Below are 18,192 nucleotides of genomic sequence, written 5' to 3'. Positions count from 1 at the left end.
GATTTTTTATTTCAAGCAGGAAAAGATAATTAAATAGTGAAAAAATTATCCATATTTAAAAAGCTGGTTTATTTTATTACTGTATTAATCGCTTTACTATTATTACTTGCGTGTATAATTCCTTATTTCCCGGTTAAAATTATTCCTCTTTTCTCATTTATAAGTCTTGGTGTACCTGCCTTGGTTGTTGTAAATATATTTTTTGCTTTGTATTGGGTTTTTACTAGAATAAAGAAAAGTTTAGCATCTATCTTGGCTTTGTTAATTGGTTATATATCCTTAGGTTCTTTTGTTCAATTTAGAAACCCCTCCACAGGCGGTTTAGAAAAAGAATTTCATATTATGACATTTAATTCTCTTGGTTTTCAAGGGTTAGATAAAGCTAATAAAAAGGAAAATGGAGTTAAAATAGTGGCGTTTATTAAGGAAGAAAATCCAGATGTTATTTGTTTTCAAGAGTTTGATTATAAGAGGATTAAAAGTGGGGAGTTAGATGCTTATCCTTATAGTTATGTCGATTTTAAATTTGGAGCGCCTAGGAGTAGAGTTGTTCAGGCGATTTATTCTAAATTACCGATAGTTTCAAAAGGGAATTTAAATTTTCCAGAAAGCCGTAACAATGGAATATATGTAGATCTTTTGTATAAAAATGATACCGTAAGAGTGTATAACTTACACTTGGAGTCTTTGAAAATTAGTATAGGTAATGGAGCGTTTTCTAGTAAGCATCCAGAAAAAGTATATAAACGACTTACACGGGTGTTTAAGAAGCAAGAGGAACAGGCTAAATTAGTTGCTGCTCACAGGAAAACTGTAGATTATAAAAAAATTGTGTGTGGCGATTTTAATAATGGCCAGTATTCTAGAATTTACAATATTGTAAAAGGAGAAATGCAAGATACTTTTGAAGAGAAAGGTACAGGATATGGACGAACCTTTAACTTTCACGGCCTTCCAGTTCGGATAGATTTTATTCTTGCAGATAAAGAATTCAAAGTTAAAGAACATAAGAACTTTGATGTAAAATACTCCGATCACTTTCCGGTGATGGCTTCTTTTAGTTTAGATTAATCATATAACAATCTGCTAGGTCGGCAAGAATATGAATAAGAAGTGCTAACCCAAATATTCTAGTTTTCTTATATAGGAACATTACTAAATAAAGAACAATTGCCCAATAGCTATGTAGCGGATGAAAATTAATGCTACAACGGTTTGGGTCAAATATAGGGTTTGCTAGTAAGTGGTCTATATCGATTACTATAGCCGATAAAAGAACAATAATGGCGAAGGTTTTATTGTTTTTATAAAAGAATACCCCAATAAGAATGGGTACTATAAAATGTATTCCGTAATGGAGTATAAATCTAAGCATCTAGGAAATCTAGCTTAAGTTTTTTTAAGTAACTTAAGGTATTTGTTCCTTCATTAAAAAGAAGATCTAAAATACTTAAATTGGGAATAAAGGTATGCCTATCGCTAAATACCTGAATGTATTCTGTGGTATTGAATTTATATTCTGTCTTGGCATTTGCAAGAAAACGCAAGTCTATAGTATTTTTCGTTTCGGATTTATATTCTGTTGTGCGTTCTTTGGGTATATCCATTTGCAAACAATCGCATATTATCTCTATGGTTTTTAAATTAAAATCCATTAAATGTGTATGTTCTTCTAAAAATAGAGGAGCTATTTCATCTTCGTAAAACTCAAAAAAAGGAGAAGATCTATATGCTGTTTCTAAAGTACGCCAATGTTGTCGTTGCCAGGCATAGGAATTATCTAGTAGAACGTCTTTGTATTTTAGACGTTCTTTTCCTTTTCCAGTATGTATTATAGGAATGTTTAAAATATGTTTCCCATTGTCGGTACAAACATAGGTACGGTTTCTGTACGTTTGTTTTTGATAATTATCCATATATTCCCAGCATACTTCTTTCTGCGCTATTACAGCAAAAGTTGCAATATTGGGAAAATAGGAGGGGTGTACTAAATGTTTCAAAACTTATGCTTTGTTTTTTCTTTTTTTGCGGATAAAATCAAAAATAAACCAACCTGCTAATGCTATTAAAAAGAATTTAAAATAGGATCTAGGTTCGCCATCACCATTTACGGTTGTAAAAACACGGTCCCAACGTACTTCCCAGTTTTTAAAGCCATCGGTAAAATTGTCAATACTCATCCAAATAAAAACAGGAGTACCTACAATATGATTTTCAGGAACATAACCCCATGTTCTACTATCCTCGGAATGATCCCTGTTATCTCCCATCATCCAGTAGTAGTCTTGTTTAAAAGTATACGACGTTGCTATTTCTCCGTTAAGACTTATTTGGTTGCCAGAAACGCTTATTTTGTTTCCTTCATAATCTTTAAGTATCTTTTTATATACAGGAAGAACTTCTAAATTCAAAGGGACTGTTGCTCCTTTTTTTGGTAAATAGATGGGACCAAAATTGTCATTATTCCAACTGTAATCTGGGCTTTGAGGGAATATGTTAGCGCCTCTTTTGTTTTTAGGAGATACTTGCCTTACAATAGAATCAATGTCTGTATTGGCTTTCAGTTGTGCTGCCATTTCATCTGTTAGAGCAACAAGTCGTTGCCTGTCTGTAATCTCTTTTAGGGAAAGTCTGGTTTGTTTAATTACATCTATAGGTATTCCTAGATGCTTGGTGTATAATTCCAATTTCCCATTTTCGGTTTGGTTGTATCCTAAAAGGTATTCTTGTAATAATTGCGCTTGCTCTTGGTTAATAGGGTCTGATAAATATTTTCTAGTTAAATCTACCACTCCTAAATCTAGTAATAAACGGGAAGAAACCCCTTTTTTACTGTAAACCATATAATCGTACTGCGGTTTCGCTCTATCGGATAATTGCAGTTGCTTTCCATTGATAAAAACGTAACCGTCGATAACAGCTAGAGAATCTCCGGGTGTTCCTACGCAGCGTTTTACATAGTTAGATTTTTTATCAATAGGTTTTTTAACTCCTTTTTCTTTTTTGAAAAATACACGCACGGTATCTGCTGGCCAGCTAAAAACAACAATATCATTCTTTTTTACCTTTTTAAAACCTGGTAGCCTAAAATAAGGTAATTGCGGTTTGTTTAAGTAAGAACGAGTGCCGATTTTTGGAATAGTATCATGAACCATAGGCGCTGCAACCGTAGTCATAGGTGTTCTAGCTCCGTAATGAAATTTACTTACAAACAGAAAATCGCCAACCCTTAAGGTGCGTTCTAAGGAACCGGTTGGTATTACATATGGTTGAATAAAATAGGTGTGTACTAAGGTAGCTGCAACAACAGCAAATACAATAGAACTAACCCATTCTCCTAAAGTAGTAGTAGGGTGTAAGCTGCGGTCTTCTATATAGGTAACATCTAAGGCGTAATTAACATAGTACGTATAAAAACCAAGTGTTAGAACAACTAACCAGGATTCGATTAAACTATTTCTGCCAAAACTACGTATGGTCTCTACCCAAATAACTGGAAACATCAATAAATTAATTATAGGGATAAATAGTAAAATGGTCCACCATTTAGGTCTATTAATAATTTGCATTAATACAATGGCATTATAAACAGGTATGGCTGCTTCCCATGCTTTTCTGCCAGCTTTAACGTATAGTTTCCAAGTTCCTAAAAAATGAATAAGCTGTACTATTAGTATAAAAATAATCCACTGCGTAGTATCCATATAAATGCTATTTGTTTTCTAATGATTTTTAAAGAGAATTATAGTGTAATTGTTTTAAGTCTATACCCTCTTATATATTTTTGTATAAGTATCTTTCTGTGATGATGTGTTACAAATATTAACCTAGGTTTAACACATCTCTCATAGAAAAAACTCCTTTTTTGTTTATAATCCATTCCGCCGCAGTAACTGCGCCTAAGGCAAACCCTTCGCGATTATGTGCCGTATGTTTAATTTCGATGCTATCAATGTCGCTATTATAGTGCACGGTATGTGTTCCTGGTACGGCTTCTATTCTTTTAGCTGTAATCGGAATTTGGTTTGTATCGGCTTGGTCTAACTTCCAACCCGTATAGTCAGAGTTGTTTATTACACCTTCCGCCAAAGTAATAGCAGTTCCGCTAGGAGCATCTAATTTTTGGGTATGGTGTATCTCTTCCATGGAAACGTTGTACTGCTTTAGGTTTTTAAGCATTTTGGCTAAATATTCATTAAGCTCAAAAAATACGTTTACTCCTAAGCTAAAGTTAGATGCGTATATAAAGGCTCCTTCTTTTTCTTTACAAAGCGCAACAGCTTTATCGTAGTTTTCTAACCAGCCCGTAGTTCCAGAAATAACAGGAATATTGTTTTCTAAACATTTTGTTATATTTCCATAAGCCGCTGTGGGCATGCTAAAATCTATGGCTACATCAATATTAGAAAAATCTATTTCGTTGGTGTTTATATCTATTTTGGCTACAATAGTATGGCTTCTTTGTAGAGCAGCCTGCTCTATCATTTTCCCCATTCTGCCATATCCAAATAATGCTATTTTCATAAATTAAAAATTAATAGTAAGTCCCATTCCGTAATTAGGGTTGCTGGTAATGGGGTCTAAATCAAAATATGGTTTAAAATCTACACTTAGGTCATCGTCTACATTAAACTGTTGTAAGTGCGCATCTACATTAGCATCTACAATGTTTAAAACATACAAGACGATGGTAATCACTAAAGCTAAATCTCTAGATTCTTGGTAATTTTCTTGTTGGCTTTCTAGTACCGTAAGGGAGTAATTAGTGCCGGTTCCGCCGGGATTGTAAAATTGATCATCTAAAAAGCCAGCTTTTCTTCTTTTAAAAGCAACTCTAAGTTGATTGTATTGATTGTCATTAAGCTTATAGGTATAAATACCAGCCCCTATTGCTCCATATACCAAAGGAACTTTCCAATATTTTTTATTATAAATTTGTCCCAATCCTGGTAATAAGGCAGAATAGAATGCAGCCTTACTAGGGGCTAAGGGGTTAAAAGATTTTTTCTTTTTTATGGAGCTTTTATCTATTACAATACCGTCTTTTTTAAGATTGTTTTGTAAGCTATCTATTTCCTTATTTTCTTCTTGTGCAAAGCCACACCATGAAGAAAAACATAACAAAGCGAATATAACAAGATACTTATTCACCTGTTATTATTTTTTTGATACGTTCAAATTCTTCTTTAGAGGTAAAAGGTATGGTGATTTTTCCTTTGTTAGCTGTAGTATGTTTTATATCTACTTTTACGGCTAAGCGGTTAGAGAAATTACCGATTTCTTTAGAAATAAATTCGGGTGTATTTGTTTTTGGTTTTTTGACAGCTGTATTGCTTCCATTTTGGTAGGCTTTTACAGCTTTTTCTGTTTCTCTAACAGAAAGGTTTTGTCCAACAATTTTCTCGTAAAGAGCAATTTGGTCTTCCTTTTTCTCTATGTTAACTAGGGTTCTACCATGCCCCATGCTTAAAAAACCATCTCTAATACCAGTTTGTATAATAGGGTCTAGCTTTAATAACCTTAAGTAATTTGCAATGGTAGATCGTTTTTTACCTACGCGATCACTAAGTCTTTCTTGTGTAAGTTCAATTTCATCAATTAATCTTTGATAAGATAGCGCTATTTCAATTGGGTCTAAATCCTGTCTTTGGATGTTTTCTACCAAAGCCATTTCTAACGATTCTTGATCGTTAGCAATACGTATATACGCAGGAATAGATTGAAGATTTATTAGTTTAGAAGCTCTAAACCTTCTTTCTCCGGATACTAATTGGTATTTATTAAAATCTAATTTACGAACTGTTATAGGTTGAATAACCCCTAGCTCTTTAATAGAAATTGCTAGTTCCTTTAGAGCTTCATCATTAAAGTGAGATCTAGGTTGAAACGGATTTACTTCTATTGCAGTAATATCTAATTCAACAATGTTACCAACCACTTTATCTGCGTTTTTATCCGATGCAGATTGTATATCATTTTCTGGATCTTTTAATAAGGCAGACAACCCTCTACCTAAAGCTTGTTTTTTTATTGCTTTCGCCATTATACAATCTCCTTGTTTTTATTTACAACTTCGTTTGCCATATTTAAATAATTCTCAGCGCCTTTACTGCTGGCATCGTATTTAATAATGCTTTCACCATAACTAGGGGCTTCGCTAAGACGTACGTTTCTTTGAATGATAGTTTCAAAAACCATGTCGCCAAAATGTTTACGTACTTCCTCTACTACTTGGTTAGAAAGTCGTAATCTAGAATCGTACATAGTTAATAACATACCTTCTATATCTAAATCTGCGTTGTGTATTTTCTGCACACTTTTTATTGTATTCAATAATTTACCCAATCCTTCTAATGCAAAATATTCACATTGAATTGGTATAATTACAGAATCAGCTGCAGTTAATGCGTTTAGTGTTAATAGGCCTAATGAAGGCGCACAGTCAATTAGAATATAATCGTAGGAGTCTTTCAGCTTTTGGATAGCTTTTTTCATCATGTACTCTCGTTCCTCTTTATCTACTAATTCTATCTCAATAGCCACAAGGTCTATGTGAGAAGGGATTAAGTCTACATTTGGAGAGGTAGTTTTTATGATGGTTTCCGACGCATCTTTGGTATGCTCTAATAATTGATATGTTCCTAGTTCAACACCATCTACATCAATTCCTAATCCAGATGTTGCATTCGCTTGGGGGTCTGCGTCAATTAAGAGCACTTTTTTCTCTAGTACACCTAGTGAGGCAGCTAGATTTACTGTAGTGGTGGTTTTGCCTACGCCACCTTTCTGATTTGCTATAGCAATTATCTTGCCCATTGTAAAGTAAGTTAGACCGTAAAAATACAATTATTTACGACGTTGTTGAAACCATTTTGTTAACACAAAGTGAATTAGGGCATAAGCTTACGTTAAATAGAGTTAAAGTTTTAATAACTAATATTTTATACAAAGAAATTCTGAAGTGTAATTTTAGGTGATATTACTATTTTTTGACTTGTGAAAAGTTATAACAAGGCTTAATGAGGTGTTTTAAGACTATCGGCGTACTCGATTAGATAAATTTCTTCATTTTTCTTTTTTAGATAATATTGCTCCCTAGCAAATTTTTCTAACTCTTCTTTATTCGATAATTTTTTAATTATTATTTTGTCTTTAGTAATTTCGTCTCTTAAAAACTCTTGTTGTTTCTCTAATTTTTTGATTTCTTTTTTTAGTTCTAAATGTATTAATAAAGAATTAGTGTCAAAAAAAAGCATCCAAATAACAAAAGCCGTTAAAACCAAGACGTAGGTATTGGTAATAAGTTTAAACCATGGCTTGTTTATAAGGTTGTTTATGCCCATGAATTAAGAAAGTTTTTCGTTAATGATAGTTCTTACAATATCAATAGCAACCGTATTATATTTGTTGTTCGGGATAATAATATCAGCATACTCTTTTGTAGGTTCAATAAACTGATTATGCATAGGTTTAAGAGTGTCTTGATAACAACTTAAAGTATCTTCTAAACTCCATCCTCTTTCTGAAATATCTCTTTTTAATCTACGAATTAGACGCTCGTCAGAATCGGCATGAACATAAATTTTAATATCGAACATTTCTCTAATTTTAGGATTGGTTAAAATTAGAATTCCCTCTACAATCATCACTTTTCTAGGATGTGTTAAAACAGTATCCTTGGTTCGGTTACATTCCAAGAAAGAATATACGGGTTGTTCAATAGATTTTCCTTTTTTTAATTGCTCTAAGTGCTTTCCTAGAAGATTAAAATCAATCGCTGAGGGATGGTCAAAATTTGTTTGTTTACGTTCTATTAAACTAAGTTCTGATAAATCGTTGTAATAAGAATCTTGCGAGATTAAACCAACTTCATTTTTTGGTAACTCATTAATAATTTGGTTTACAACTGTTGTTTTTCCACAACCTGTGCCTCCCGCGATTCCAATAATTAGCATTTTTTGTTATTTTTCACAAAAATAGGTATTTGCAATTTAATGCTTGTAATAAAGGTTTAGATCTTTGCCTTATGTTTACGAGTAGCGTTAGGTTGTTAAAATTCTTTTGTAAAGAGGCGTAAGATTAAAAACTTTATAGTTGTGTTAGCTTTAATTGTTGCAAATATATGCGTGCTCATGCAGCTTATGTATACCTTTACCAAATGCAAAAAGAGAATGTGAAACCTAATTTTGAATTTGTAGCATTAATGGCATCTTTAATGTCTATTACTGCCTTGGCTATAGATGCTATTTTACCAGGATTATCAAAAATAGGGCTGGCACTTAATAGCGTAGATTCTACCGATAACCAAATGCTTATCATTATGATTTTTTTGGGGTTAGGATTGGGGCAACTGTTTTTTGGACCATTGTCCGATAGTTATGGAAGAAAGCCAATGATTTATATAGGTTTTTTTGTTTTTTTTATAGCAAGTCTTACATGTGTTTTTGCTCCTACAATGGGATGGATGATTTTTGGGAGAATATTACAGGGAGTAGGGTTGTCGGCAGCTAGATCTATTAGTGTTTCTATAATAAGAGATACCTATAAAGGAGATTACATGGCTAAAGTAATGTCTTTTGTAACCGCATTTTTTATTTTAGTTCCTGTGGTTGCTCCAGCAATGGGAAAAGCGGTTTTAGATCATTGGGGTTGGCAAGCGATTTTTTATGTGCAATTAGTTTGTGCTTTTATCGTGGTGATTTGGTTTTGGAAAAGACAACCAGAAACATTAAAAATCGAATATAAAATACCTTTTTCTAGGCATGTTTTTATGGATGGTTTTTTAGAATTAATTCGGTACAGAGCAACCCTTGCTTTCACCATTATTTCGGGCTTAATAACAGGGTCTTTTTTGGTGTACCTAAGCGCGGCACAGCAGGTTTTTGAAGAGCAATATAATATGGCCGATGAATTTCCATATATTTTTGCAGGCCTTGCGGTTTCAATTGGTATTGCTACTTTTTTAAATGGCACTTTAGTTTTAAAATTAGGGATGCGCAAGCTTGCCTTTATAGCTCTTATTGTGTTTTTTAGCGTTTCTTTATTATATGTTTTATTATTTTGGAATTCTAGTAATCCTGGGGTTATTGTATTACTTGCTTTTTTATCGGCTCAATTCTTTAGTTTGGGTTTTTTATTTGGAAATTTACGGTCTATAGCAATGGAGCCTATAGGACATATTGCTGGTATTGGAGCAGCAATAACGGGCTTTGTTTCCACTATTATTTCCATTCCAATTGCAACTTATGTAGGTAGTTTTGTAGAGCACACTGTGTTGCCTCTTTTTTTAGGATTAGCAGTGTGTGGGTTTGTTTCTCTTTTGATATTTATTTTGATAAAAAGAAAACAAAGGGTAGTTGTTACTTAGTAAAAAGCCGAACTATCTCTTGTTCAGAAATAGTCCGGCCAAAATGAATTACCTTAATTTTAAGATTACAGAGCGTTATCCATAATTTCTTGAACAACTTCTGGGTTTAATAATGTGCTTGTGTCACCAAGATTAGATGTGTCTTTGTGCGCAATTTTCCTTAGGATTCTACGCATAATTTTTCCACTTCGTGTTTTTGGTAAACCCGATACAAATTGAATTTTATCTAATTTGGCAATAGGTCCAATATGTTCCGTTATTTGAAGATTTATTTCGCGTTTTAAATTCTCTCTATCTCTTCCTTCTCCTGTTTCTTTTAAAATAACATATCCGTATAAAGCATTTCCTTTTACATCATGTGGGAAGCCAACAATGGCAGATTCTGCGATAGCAGGGTGTTCGTTAATAGCATCTTCTATCGGAGCAGTACCAAGGTTGTGACCAGATACTATGATAACATCATCGACTCTACCAGTAATTCTGTAATATCCAACGGCATCTCTATGTGCGCCATCTCCTGTGAAATATTTATTCTCGTAAGCGGAGAAGTACGTATCTCTATAGCGTTCGTGGTTGCCCCAGATAGTTCTAGCTATAGATGGCCAAGGGAATTTTATACATAACCTGCCATCCACTTGGTTTCCTTTAATTTCTTTACCATTTTCATCCATTAATGCAGGTTGAATGCCAATAAAAGGAAGGGTTGCAAATGTTGGGGTAGTAGGGGTCACATAAGGAATTGGTGTAATCATAATACCACCTGTTTCTGTCTGCCACCAAGTATCTACAATGGGGCTATGTTTTTTGCCAACGTTGTTATTGTACCAGTGCCATGCTTCTTCATTAATAGGTTCTCCTACGGAGCCTAAAACTTTTAAGGAGCTTAAGTCGTATTTTTCTACATAATCTAAATTCTCTTTTGCTAAGGCTCTAATAGCTGTTGGAGCAGTATAGAACTGATTTATTTTGTGTTTTTCTACGACTTCCCAGAACCTGCCATAATCTGGGTAGGAGGGAACACCTTCAAACATAACAGTAGTAGCGCCATTAGCTAGTGGACCATAAACAATATAAGAGTGTCCTGTGATCCAGCCAATATCTGCTGTACACCAATAAATATCTTCTTCTTTATATTGAAAAATATTTTTGAATGTGTAAGCGGTATAAACCATATAACCTGCGGTTGTATGTACCATGCCTTTTGGTTTTCCGGTAGATCCAGATGTATATAGTATAAATAATGGGTCTTCTGCATCCATAATTTCGGCAACGCAGTCGCCATAAGCCTCATCTAATAACGGTTGTAGCCATTCATCTCTTCCGGCAACCATATCAATCTTAGAATTGGTACGTTTTACAACTAAAACATTAGTTACGCCAGGGCAATCTTCTAACCCTTTATCTACGATACCTTTTAAATCTATAGATTTTGTGCCTCTATAAGAGCCATCAGAAGTGATAACCATTTTACAGTCAGAATCGTTAATTCTGGTAGATAATGCATTCGAGGAAAATCCAGCAAAAACAACAGAATGTATTGCGCCTATTCTTGCACAAGCTAAAAGGGAAACAGCTAACTCTGGAATCATAGGTAGATAGATGCAAACACGGTCTCCTTTTTTAACCCCTTTAGCTTTTAGTACGTTCGCCATTTTTGCAACGCGTTCGTATAATTGCGAATAGGTTATGTGTTGTGCTTCTTCTTTAGGGTCGTTAGGCTCAAATAAAATAGCTGTTTTATCTCCTCTGGTGGTTAAATGTCTGTCTAGGCAATTTTCGGTAATATTAAGCTTTGCGCCTTCAAACCATTTTACTTCTGGTTTTGTAAAGTCCCAGCTTAAAACATTATTCCATTTTTTTCTCCAAACAAAATGCTCTTCTGCTATTTCTTCCCAGAAAGCTTCAGGATTTCGGACAGATTTTCTATATACTTGGTAGTATTCCTCTAGGTGTTTTATGTGATAATTACTCATATTGAATTAATTAGATTGTTGTATTCGATTTTTTTTAATTGAAATATATAATATAGATTAACTAGGTGCAATTTTATGGTTAGTGTATACGGTTTTTATTTCATCAATTATAGTAATATCATCTATGGTTGATGGTATTTTATAATCCGTGGTGTCTGCAATATTGCGTAATAATTTACGAAGTATTTTTCCAGAACGAGTTTTGGGAAGTCTTTTTACTACAAAAACATCCTTAAAAGAAGCAACAGGTCCAATTTCTTTACGAACCTCTTTAATGATTTCTGTTTGAATTTGGTTTTCACCTAAAGAGTCTCCAGATTTTAGAACGATTAATCCCAATGGTTTTTGTCCTTTTAATTCGCAATGAATTCCAAAAACAGCACATTCTGCAACAGAGGAATGAGAGGCTACAATTTCTTCCATTTCAGCGGTAGAGAGTCTGTGTCCAGCAACATTAATTATGTCATCTACTCTTCCTGTTATAAAAACATATCCGTCTTCATCTTTGTAGCCACCATCTCCAGAAAAGTAATACCCGGGGAAACGTTCTAGGTATCCAGATTTAAATCGTTGCGAATTGCCCCAAAGATTAGTTAATGTTCCAGGTGGTAAAGGGAGTTTTATAGCAACGAATCCTTCCTCATTGGCAGCCGCTTTATTGCCGTCTGCATTTAATATTTGAATATCATATCCGCAAACGGGAAGTGAAGCGGAGCCTGGTTTTACTTTTTGTAATTCTAAGCCTACCATATTGGCGAGCATTGGCCAGCCAGATTCTGTTTGCCACCAATGGTCAATTACAGGGATGTTTAATTGTTCTTCTGTCCATTTTAGAGTTGCCGCATCACAACGTTCTCCTGCTAAAAATTGATATTTTAAACAAGAAAGGTCGTATTTTTTCAAGAGAACTCCTTCCGGATCTTCTTTTTTTATAGCTCTTATAGCGGTAGGGGCGGTGAACATAACTTTTACTTTGTGTTCGTTAATTACCCTCCAGAATGTAGAAGCATCTGGGGTTTTTATGGGTTTGCCTTCAAACAAAACAGTGGTATTTCTATGTAATAAAGGAGCGTAGACAATATAACTATGGCCTACTACCCAACCAACATCGCTTGCTGCCCAATATACATTGCCTTCATCTACACCATATACATATTGCATGGAAAATTTTAAAGCCGTGGCGTAGCCTCCAGTATCGCGGATAATTCCTTTAGGTGTTCCTGTTGTTCCAGAGGTATATAGAATATAAGAAGGGTGTGTAGATTCTACAGGTATTGCCTCAATAGGTTTTGATTTATCCACTAAAGCTTCATAATCTACATCATAAGGTTTGTGTGGAATTTCTGCATCTAAATTACGATCAAACACTATTACATGTTCTGGTTTATATTTTGCTTGAGTTATAGCGGTATCTACAAAAGGTTTGTATGGAATAACACGGGTAACTTCTATTCCACTAGATGCTGTTATTATTGCTTTAGGTTTGCAGTCATCTATACGTATGGCTAATTCATGAGGAGCAAAACCACCAAAGACAACAGAATGAATTACACCAATCCTAACACATGCAAGCATAGCGTATATTGCTTGCGGAATCATAGGCATGTAAATAATAGCGGTGTCTCCTTTTTTTAGACCTAACTCTTGTAAGCCACCTGCTAATTTGGCAACTTCTAAATGTAATTGATTATAAGTAATTTTCTGTTTAGTTGCTGTTACAGGCGAGTCATAAATAATAGCATTTTGTTCTCCAAAACCATCTTTAATATGTTTGTCTATGCAGAGGTAACTTAGGTTTAGTGTTCCGTCGGAAAACCACTGGGTATAGCCTTCTTTATCTTTAGATACAATAGAAGAGGGCTTTGTGTGCCAATCTAATTGATGAGCTTGTTTTTTCCAGAATTCAGCAGGATTATTAATACTTTGGCTATAAAAACTTTTATAACTCATGCCTTTGGTTTTTTTGAGTCAAATAAACCAAACCAGTTAGGATTTAATACTTTAAGCTTTATTAAAACCCATATAATGGTAACAAAACATAACCCAATAACTATGGAATTCATAGGGCTAATAGGTGTTTCGTTCTCGAGTTTAAAACGAAAATATAACGATATAAGAATGTAGGCACTGATAACAATATCAGATGCTAGTGGATTTAAACGTAATTTCATTTGCTCTATCTTAAATTAGACAAGGTTTTATTTGCACACAAAACCAGGTTTTATTTAAGAAGATCGTTAATTTCTGAAACTATTTTTTTAACCGAAAAAGGTTTTGTTAAATATTTATCTGCTCCTAACTGTAGCCCTTTTTCTATATCAGAGCTTTTGTTTTTCGCAGTAAGAAATACAATCTTAGTGTTCTTTAAATTAGCTTTACTTTTTATATGTTTTAGCGTTTGGTAGCCATCTACGTTGGGCATCATAATATCCAACAAAACTACATCTGGAACGCTAGTGTTTACAATTTCTAATGCTTCACTACCATCTCTCGCAATAAAGACTTCATAGTCTTGCTTTTTAAAAGCATACTCCAAAGTCATTACAATATTTGGTTCATCATCAACAAGGAGTATTTTCTTCCTCATACTTTAAGTTTACAATTTAATAAAAAGGAAGCTTAAAACCAAAAATTGTTCCAACTTTAGTTCCTTTTTCTACCCAAATTTTTCCGTTATGTTTTTCTATTATTTGTTTGCTAATAGCTAAGCCAAGCCCACTTCCTATTGGTTTAATGGTATTTTGATTTTTAGATTGATAGAATTTATCAAATATATAGTCAATATCTTCTTTTGGGATGCCTTTTCCGTTATCCTTTACATAAAACTCGACAGCTTTGTTGCCAAGTTTAAAATCCACAGTTATTTTGCCTTTTTGTGGTTCACAAAATTTAATTGCATTTCCTATTAAATTAGTTAGAACCTGAAGAATTTTGTCCTCATCATAAGTTAAATCAAAATGAAATTGATTTTTATTTACTAAGGTTATTTGCTTTTTAGCTGCAATATGTTGCATGTTTCCAATTGCCTTTTTTAAGGTTTTTTGGATGTTGTGTTTTTGGATATTTATATAGGCTCTATCTGTAGATAGTTTTTCAAATTCAAGAATATTATTAATAAGTCGTGCTAAACGGTCAGAGTCTTGAAGTATGTTTTTTAAGAATTGCGCTTTTATCTCACTAGGCATTTCTCCGTCTTCATCCATTAATAATTCAGTGGCAGCTCTAATTCCTGTTATTGGTGTTTTTAACTCATGCGCTACTGTGTCTAAAAATTCATCTTTTTGTTTGTCTTTAAAAAGAAGTTCATCATTAACTTCTTTTAATTGAAAGGTCATCTCTGTTAGTTCGTTAGATTTTTCTCTAAGAATTTTATTTCGGTTTATAGTTTCTTTAGATTCTTCTAAAATTTTAAGCACCTCTACTAAGCTTATTTCTTCTTCCTTAACTACGCCTGCAATTAGAATTTTTGAAGAAGCACCACCAATACTACCAGTCAATAGTTTTTCGGAAAAATTAATTAAACGAGCATCAGCCATTTGGGTGTCCGAAGGAATATTATATTTTTTAAAAAATAAATCTAAAGCTCTTTTGGTTCTTGTTTCTCCTAAAAATTTAACTAGTACATTTTTTATGTCTGCAACATAAGCTTCTCCTTTCCATACCAGAGCGCTATCTTGTAAAGTGGCGTAGTTTCTGCTGTCTACGAACATTTCTGCGTAATTCCTTTCTCTATAATTTCCTTTGGAGGTTAAAGAAAAGATGAGGTAGCATAAAGTATTAAATAGCATACTCCAGAAGAAAGCATGTACTGGGGGGCTTAATATTTCTATTCCAAACAAATGGTAGGGTTTTAGTAAGGCAATACCAAATAAACCTTTAGTCGTAAAATCGGTATACCCAGTTAAAGCTTCCATAGTGAAAGGTAAAATTAAGGTGTATGTAGTTACAATAATCCCAACAATAATTCCAATAATAACACCTTTCGATGATCCTCTGTTCCAGAACAATCCTATAAAAAAAGAGGGAGCTAATTGTGCTATTATTACAAATGAAATTAAACCTATGGAAAAGAGAGATAGTTCCATAGAAAAAAATATGTAAAAAAGGTATGCAAAAATAATAATGGTGAAGATTGATATTCTTCTAATATTTTTAATGTAATAGGCATTTCTTTCCGGGTGACTTTCTAGAAATTTACCAAGAAATCCATAAGGAATAATTAAGTTATTACTCACCATGGTAGATAACGCTAGGGTAGAAATAACTACCATAGAAATTACGGCAGAAAAACCGCCTAAAAAAACTAACAATGCTAAAAAGGTGTTACCGTTTTCTAAAGGAAGAAGTAAAGAAAAATATTCTGCGTTGACCGTATCTCCTAGAGATATTTTTCCTCCCCAGGCAATGTATATTACAAAAAGGTTGAATATTAATAAGTATAAAGGGAATAGCCAGATTGCTTTTTTTAAATGTTTTTCTCTGCTATTTTCTAATACAGAAACTTGGAACATTCTAGGTAAAAGAAAAATAATCATAAAAGAGAGCATAATGGTAAAAAACCAATCGAAGCCAGATTCTAAACTATTGAAGGTGGTTAATTGCTCAAAATTTTCTGTTAAGGATATTTGGTTGTAGATGTCTGTAGTGCCATCAAACAAGTAAAAAGTAACATATATTCCAATGATTAGAAAAAAGACAAGTTTTAAAATAGATTCAAAGGCTACAGAAGCAATTATGCCTCTGTGTTTTTCTGATGCATCTGTGCTTTGTGTTCCAAAAAAGGTAGCAAAAATGGCAAGTAATACTGCAATGTAAAAGGTAGAGTCGTCCCAAATTCCATTAGAAATATAGCCATTGCCAAAAGACATTATTTCAAAAGTTTCTGAAACTGCTTTTAATTGTAAAGAGATATATGGGATGGTACCTATTAAGCAGATAATAGTAATTAGAGCTCCCAGAAACCTGTTGTTTCCATAGCGTAATGAAATAAAGTCAGCAATAGTAGATATTTTATGTTGTTTAGATATCCGCATAATTTTGCGTAATAGAACAATCCATAATGGAGCCGCAATTACTGGGCCTAGATAAATAGGTAAAAAATTAATTCCGGAATTTGCGGCAATACCAACACTGCCATAATATGTCCATGCGGAGCAGTACACAGCAAGAGAAAGAGTGTAAACATAGGGGTTGTTTACCCATTTACTTTTAGAATTTTTTTCAGCTTTTAAAGCAATGAAGAAAAGAACCAATAAATAGGCAATAATAATACCTAATAAAATATAGTTATTCATAATGCTTTTTTAAAACTATGTAGGATATGATAATGGAAATAGCCCAAATAAGGAATATAGAAAAATACATGGTGGGTATACCTAGAATTGCGCCATTATTATTAAATATTAATAGAAAGGGAATGTTTAGGACAAAGAATAATCCTAAAGAAAGTACTACTAATTTTTGAATATGTCTTTTTTTCATCTATTTCTAAAGATAGTAAAAATGACAAAAAACAGTGCCACCGAAATGACACTGTTTTTAACCAACTAATTTAATATCTCATTATGTTAAAGAATGAGAGTTTTTATGTTTTCTTTTAATACTCTATTGTTTTAAAAGAAAACAGTAATTACTTTTTTAATGATCTGATGCTTCACCAGCTCCACTTGGTATTCTGATACTTTCTACCATGTCTTGAACATCTTGTGGTGGTGCAGCTGTCATTCTTGAAACTACAACAGAAACAATAACATTAATTACCATAGCAATTGTTCCAAAGCCTTCGGGAGAAGTTCCAAACCACCATTCACTTGCTGGTCTTGGATCCATAACTCCAATAAGTCCAGTTTTATATCGTATCATATAAAATAACATGATAGTAATACCGACAACCATACCGGCAATAGCGCCTTCTTTGTTCATTCGCTTATCAAAAATTCCTAATATAATTGCAGGGAAGAAAGAAGCAGCAGCTAAACCAAAGGCTAATGCGACCACGGCGGCGACAAATCCTGGAGGGTATATGCCAAAGATTCCAGCAATAATAATGGCAACGAATATTGCTATACGAGCAGCCATTAATTCTCCTTTTTCAGAAATGTCTGGTTTTAATTGCTTTTTGATTAAATCGTGAGAAATAGAAGTTGATATTACAAGTAATAGTCCTGCAGCTGTGGATAATGCAGCGGCTAAACCACCCGCAGCAACTAGAGCAATAACCCAATTAGGTAGATTAGCAATTTCTGGATTAGCAAGCACCATAATATCCCGATCTACATAAAGTTCATTTGCAGAATCATTAGCATTAGAGATTAAACGCTCTCCATTAGCACCTCTTTCATTAGTAAATGCAGGTTTTTTGCTAGATAAAGCACTTCCGGCAACATACTGTATTTTACCATCGTTGTTTTTATCAGACCAAGCAATAAGACCTGTGTTTTCCCAATTTTTGAACCATTCAGGAATACTACTGTATTCTTTGTTGCTTACAGTTTCTATTAAATTAGTTCTAGAGAATACTGCAATTGCAGGAGCAGTGGTATAAAGAATAGAAATTAATAGTAATGCATATCCTGCAGATTTACGAGCATCTTTTACTTTAGGTACTGTAAAGAAACGAACAATTACATGTGGGAGTCCTGCTGTACCTGCCATTAAGGCTAACGTTATAGCAAATACATCCCAAGTAGATTTTGTTCCGCTGGTGTATTCGTTGAATCCTAATTGTGTATGAAGTAAATCTAGCTTATCTAGTAAAAAGGCGCCGCCTTCTACTTTTCCACCCATTCCTAATTGAGGAATAGGGTTTCCTGTCATTTGCATGGATATAAAAAAGGCAGGAACCATAAAAGC

At 33.7% G+C, this 18,192-nt stretch carries 16 protein-coding genes; 2 read left to right on the top strand and 14 right to left on the bottom strand.

The genetic code is table 11. The features are described from left to right. Positions 1-36: 36 nt before the first annotated feature. Positions 37-1,071: an endonuclease/exonuclease/phosphatase family protein gene (locus QZZ51_RS11985; RefSeq protein WP_291869945.1), complete on the top strand. Its 1,035-nt coding sequence runs from the start codon at positions 37-39 to the stop codon at positions 1,069-1,071. On the opposite strand, the gene QZZ51_RS11980 is transcribed toward QZZ51_RS11985, so the two are convergent. The 9 genes from QZZ51_RS11980 to udk form a co-directional block, all read right to left on the bottom strand. Then, positions 1,058-1,375 (bottom strand): DUF6122 family protein, encoded by a 318-nt coding sequence (locus tag QZZ51_RS11980; RefSeq protein ID WP_291869944.1) that lies wholly within the window; start codon positions 1,373-1,375, stop codon positions 1,058-1,060. The genes QZZ51_RS11985 and QZZ51_RS11980 overlap by 14 nt on opposite strands. Next, complete coding sequence (locus tag QZZ51_RS11975) at positions 1,368-2,000, bottom strand: WbqC family protein (protein WP_291869943.1); 633 nt, start codon at positions 1,998-2,000, stop codon at positions 1,368-1,370. Before QZZ51_RS11975 ends, QZZ51_RS11980 begins: the two co-directional genes overlap by 8 nt. Positions 2,001-2,003: 3 nt before the next feature. Continuing rightward, complete coding sequence (gene lepB / locus QZZ51_RS11970) at positions 2,004-3,704, bottom strand: signal peptidase I (protein WP_291869942.1); 1,701 nt, start codon at positions 3,702-3,704, stop codon at positions 2,004-2,006. Positions 3,705-3,822: 118 nt separating this feature from the next. Continuing rightward, complete coding sequence (dapB, locus tag QZZ51_RS11965) at positions 3,823-4,524, bottom strand: 4-hydroxy-tetrahydrodipicolinate reductase (RefSeq protein WP_291869940.1); 702 nt, start codon at positions 4,522-4,524, stop codon at positions 3,823-3,825. 3 nt (positions 4,525-4,527) lie between these two features. Next, positions 4,528-5,151: a DUF5683 domain-containing protein gene (locus tag QZZ51_RS11960; protein WP_291869938.1), complete on the bottom strand. Its 624-nt coding sequence runs from the start codon at positions 5,149-5,151 to the stop codon at positions 4,528-4,530. Continuing rightward, positions 5,144-6,043, bottom strand: a complete 900-nt coding sequence (locus tag QZZ51_RS11955) for a ParB/RepB/Spo0J family partition protein (protein WP_291869936.1) — start codon at positions 6,041-6,043, stop codon at positions 5,144-5,146. Before QZZ51_RS11955 ends, QZZ51_RS11960 begins: the two co-directional genes overlap by 8 nt. Then, complete coding sequence (locus QZZ51_RS11950) at positions 6,043-6,816, bottom strand: AAA family ATPase (protein WP_291869934.1); 774 nt, start codon at positions 6,814-6,816, stop codon at positions 6,043-6,045. The genes QZZ51_RS11955 and QZZ51_RS11950 overlap by 1 nt, the downstream gene beginning before the upstream one ends. A 200-nt stretch (positions 6,817-7,016) precedes the next feature. After that, positions 7,017-7,343: a septum formation initiator family protein gene (locus QZZ51_RS11945; RefSeq protein ID WP_291869932.1), complete on the bottom strand. Its 327-nt coding sequence runs from the start codon at positions 7,341-7,343 to the stop codon at positions 7,017-7,019. A gap of 3 nt (positions 7,344-7,346) precedes the next feature. After that, positions 7,347-7,955 (bottom strand): uridine kinase, encoded by a 609-nt coding sequence (gene udk, locus QZZ51_RS11940; protein WP_291869930.1) that lies wholly within the window; start codon positions 7,953-7,955, stop codon positions 7,347-7,349. 203 nt (positions 7,956-8,158) lie between these two features. Between udk and QZZ51_RS11935 the strand changes: the two genes are divergently transcribed. Next, positions 8,159-9,367, top strand: coding sequence for a multidrug effflux MFS transporter (locus tag QZZ51_RS11935; protein WP_291869929.1), 1,209 nt, complete (start codon positions 8,159-8,161; stop codon positions 9,365-9,367). A 65-nt stretch (positions 9,368-9,432) separates the two neighbouring features. Here the strand turns inward: QZZ51_RS11935 and acs are convergent, their stop codons facing one another. The 5 genes from acs to QZZ51_RS11905 all read right to left on the bottom strand — a co-directional run. Further along, entirely contained in the window at positions 9,433-11,340 is a 1,908-nt protein-coding gene (acs, locus tag QZZ51_RS11930) for an acetate--CoA ligase (RefSeq protein WP_291869927.1), read from the bottom strand. 57 nt (positions 11,341-11,397) lie between these two features. After that, positions 11,398-13,290: an acetate--CoA ligase gene (locus QZZ51_RS11925; RefSeq protein ID WP_291869925.1), complete on the bottom strand. Its 1,893-nt coding sequence runs from the start codon at positions 13,288-13,290 to the stop codon at positions 11,398-11,400. A 271-nt stretch (positions 13,291-13,561) separates the two neighbouring features. After that, positions 13,562-13,927, bottom strand: coding sequence for a response regulator (locus QZZ51_RS11920; RefSeq protein ID WP_291869923.1), 366 nt, complete (start codon positions 13,925-13,927; stop codon positions 13,562-13,564). A gap of 16 nt (positions 13,928-13,943) precedes the next feature. Beyond that, positions 13,944-16,634: a sensor histidine kinase gene (locus QZZ51_RS11915; protein WP_291869921.1), complete on the bottom strand. Its 2,691-nt coding sequence runs from the start codon at positions 16,632-16,634 to the stop codon at positions 13,944-13,946. 343 nt (positions 16,635-16,977) lie between these two features. After that, the coding region (locus QZZ51_RS11905; protein WP_291869918.1) for a VC_2705 family sodium/solute symporter at positions 16,978-18,192 on the bottom strand (1,215 nt) is incomplete at its 5' end.

Origin of the sequence: Maribacter sp., from assembly GCF_016744255.1 — a bacterium.
Taxonomy (GTDB): domain Bacteria; phylum Bacteroidota; class Bacteroidia; order Flavobacteriales; family Flavobacteriaceae; genus Maribacter_B.
This window is presented reverse-complemented; position numbering and strand designations above follow the sequence as displayed.

Bases quoted from the DNA above. Each gene is read 5' to 3' on its own strand.
- lepB (WP_291869942.1), bottom strand. From the start codon at position 3,704: ATGGATACTACGCAGTGGATTATTTTTATACTAATAGTACAGCTTATT.
- QZZ51_RS11955 (WP_291869936.1), bottom strand. From the start codon at position 6,043: ATGGCGAAAGCAATAAAAAAACAAGCTTTAGGTAGAGGGTTGTCTGCC.
- QZZ51_RS11915 (WP_291869921.1), bottom strand. From the start codon at position 16,634: ATGAATAACTATATTTTATTAGGTATTATTATTGCCTATTTATTGGTT.
- QZZ51_RS11935 (WP_291869929.1), top strand. From the start codon at position 8,159: ATGCAAAAAGAGAATGTGAAACCTAATTTTGAATTTGTAGCATTAATG.
- acs (WP_291869927.1), bottom strand. From the start codon at position 11,340: ATGAGTAATTATCACATAAAACACCTAGAGGAATACTACCAAGTATAT.
- QZZ51_RS11925 (WP_291869925.1), bottom strand. From the start codon at position 13,290: ATGAGTTATAAAAGTTTTTATAGCCAAAGTATTAATAATCCTGCTGAA.
- QZZ51_RS11945 (WP_291869932.1), bottom strand. From the start codon at position 7,343: ATGGGCATAAACAACCTTATAAACAAGCCATGGTTTAAACTTATTACC.
- dapB (WP_291869940.1), bottom strand. From the start codon at position 4,524: ATGAAAATAGCATTATTTGGATATGGCAGAATGGGGAAAATGATAGAG.
- QZZ51_RS11980 (WP_291869944.1), bottom strand. From the start codon at position 1,375: ATGCTTAGATTTATACTCCATTACGGAATACATTTTATAGTACCCATT.
- udk (WP_291869930.1), bottom strand. From the start codon at position 7,955: ATGCTAATTATTGGAATCGCGGGAGGCACAGGTTGTGGAAAAACAACA.
- QZZ51_RS11920 (WP_291869923.1), bottom strand. From the start codon at position 13,927: ATGAGGAAGAAAATACTCCTTGTTGATGATGAACCAAATATTGTAATG.
- QZZ51_RS11950 (WP_291869934.1), bottom strand. From the start codon at position 6,816: ATGGGCAAGATAATTGCTATAGCAAATCAGAAAGGTGGCGTAGGCAAA.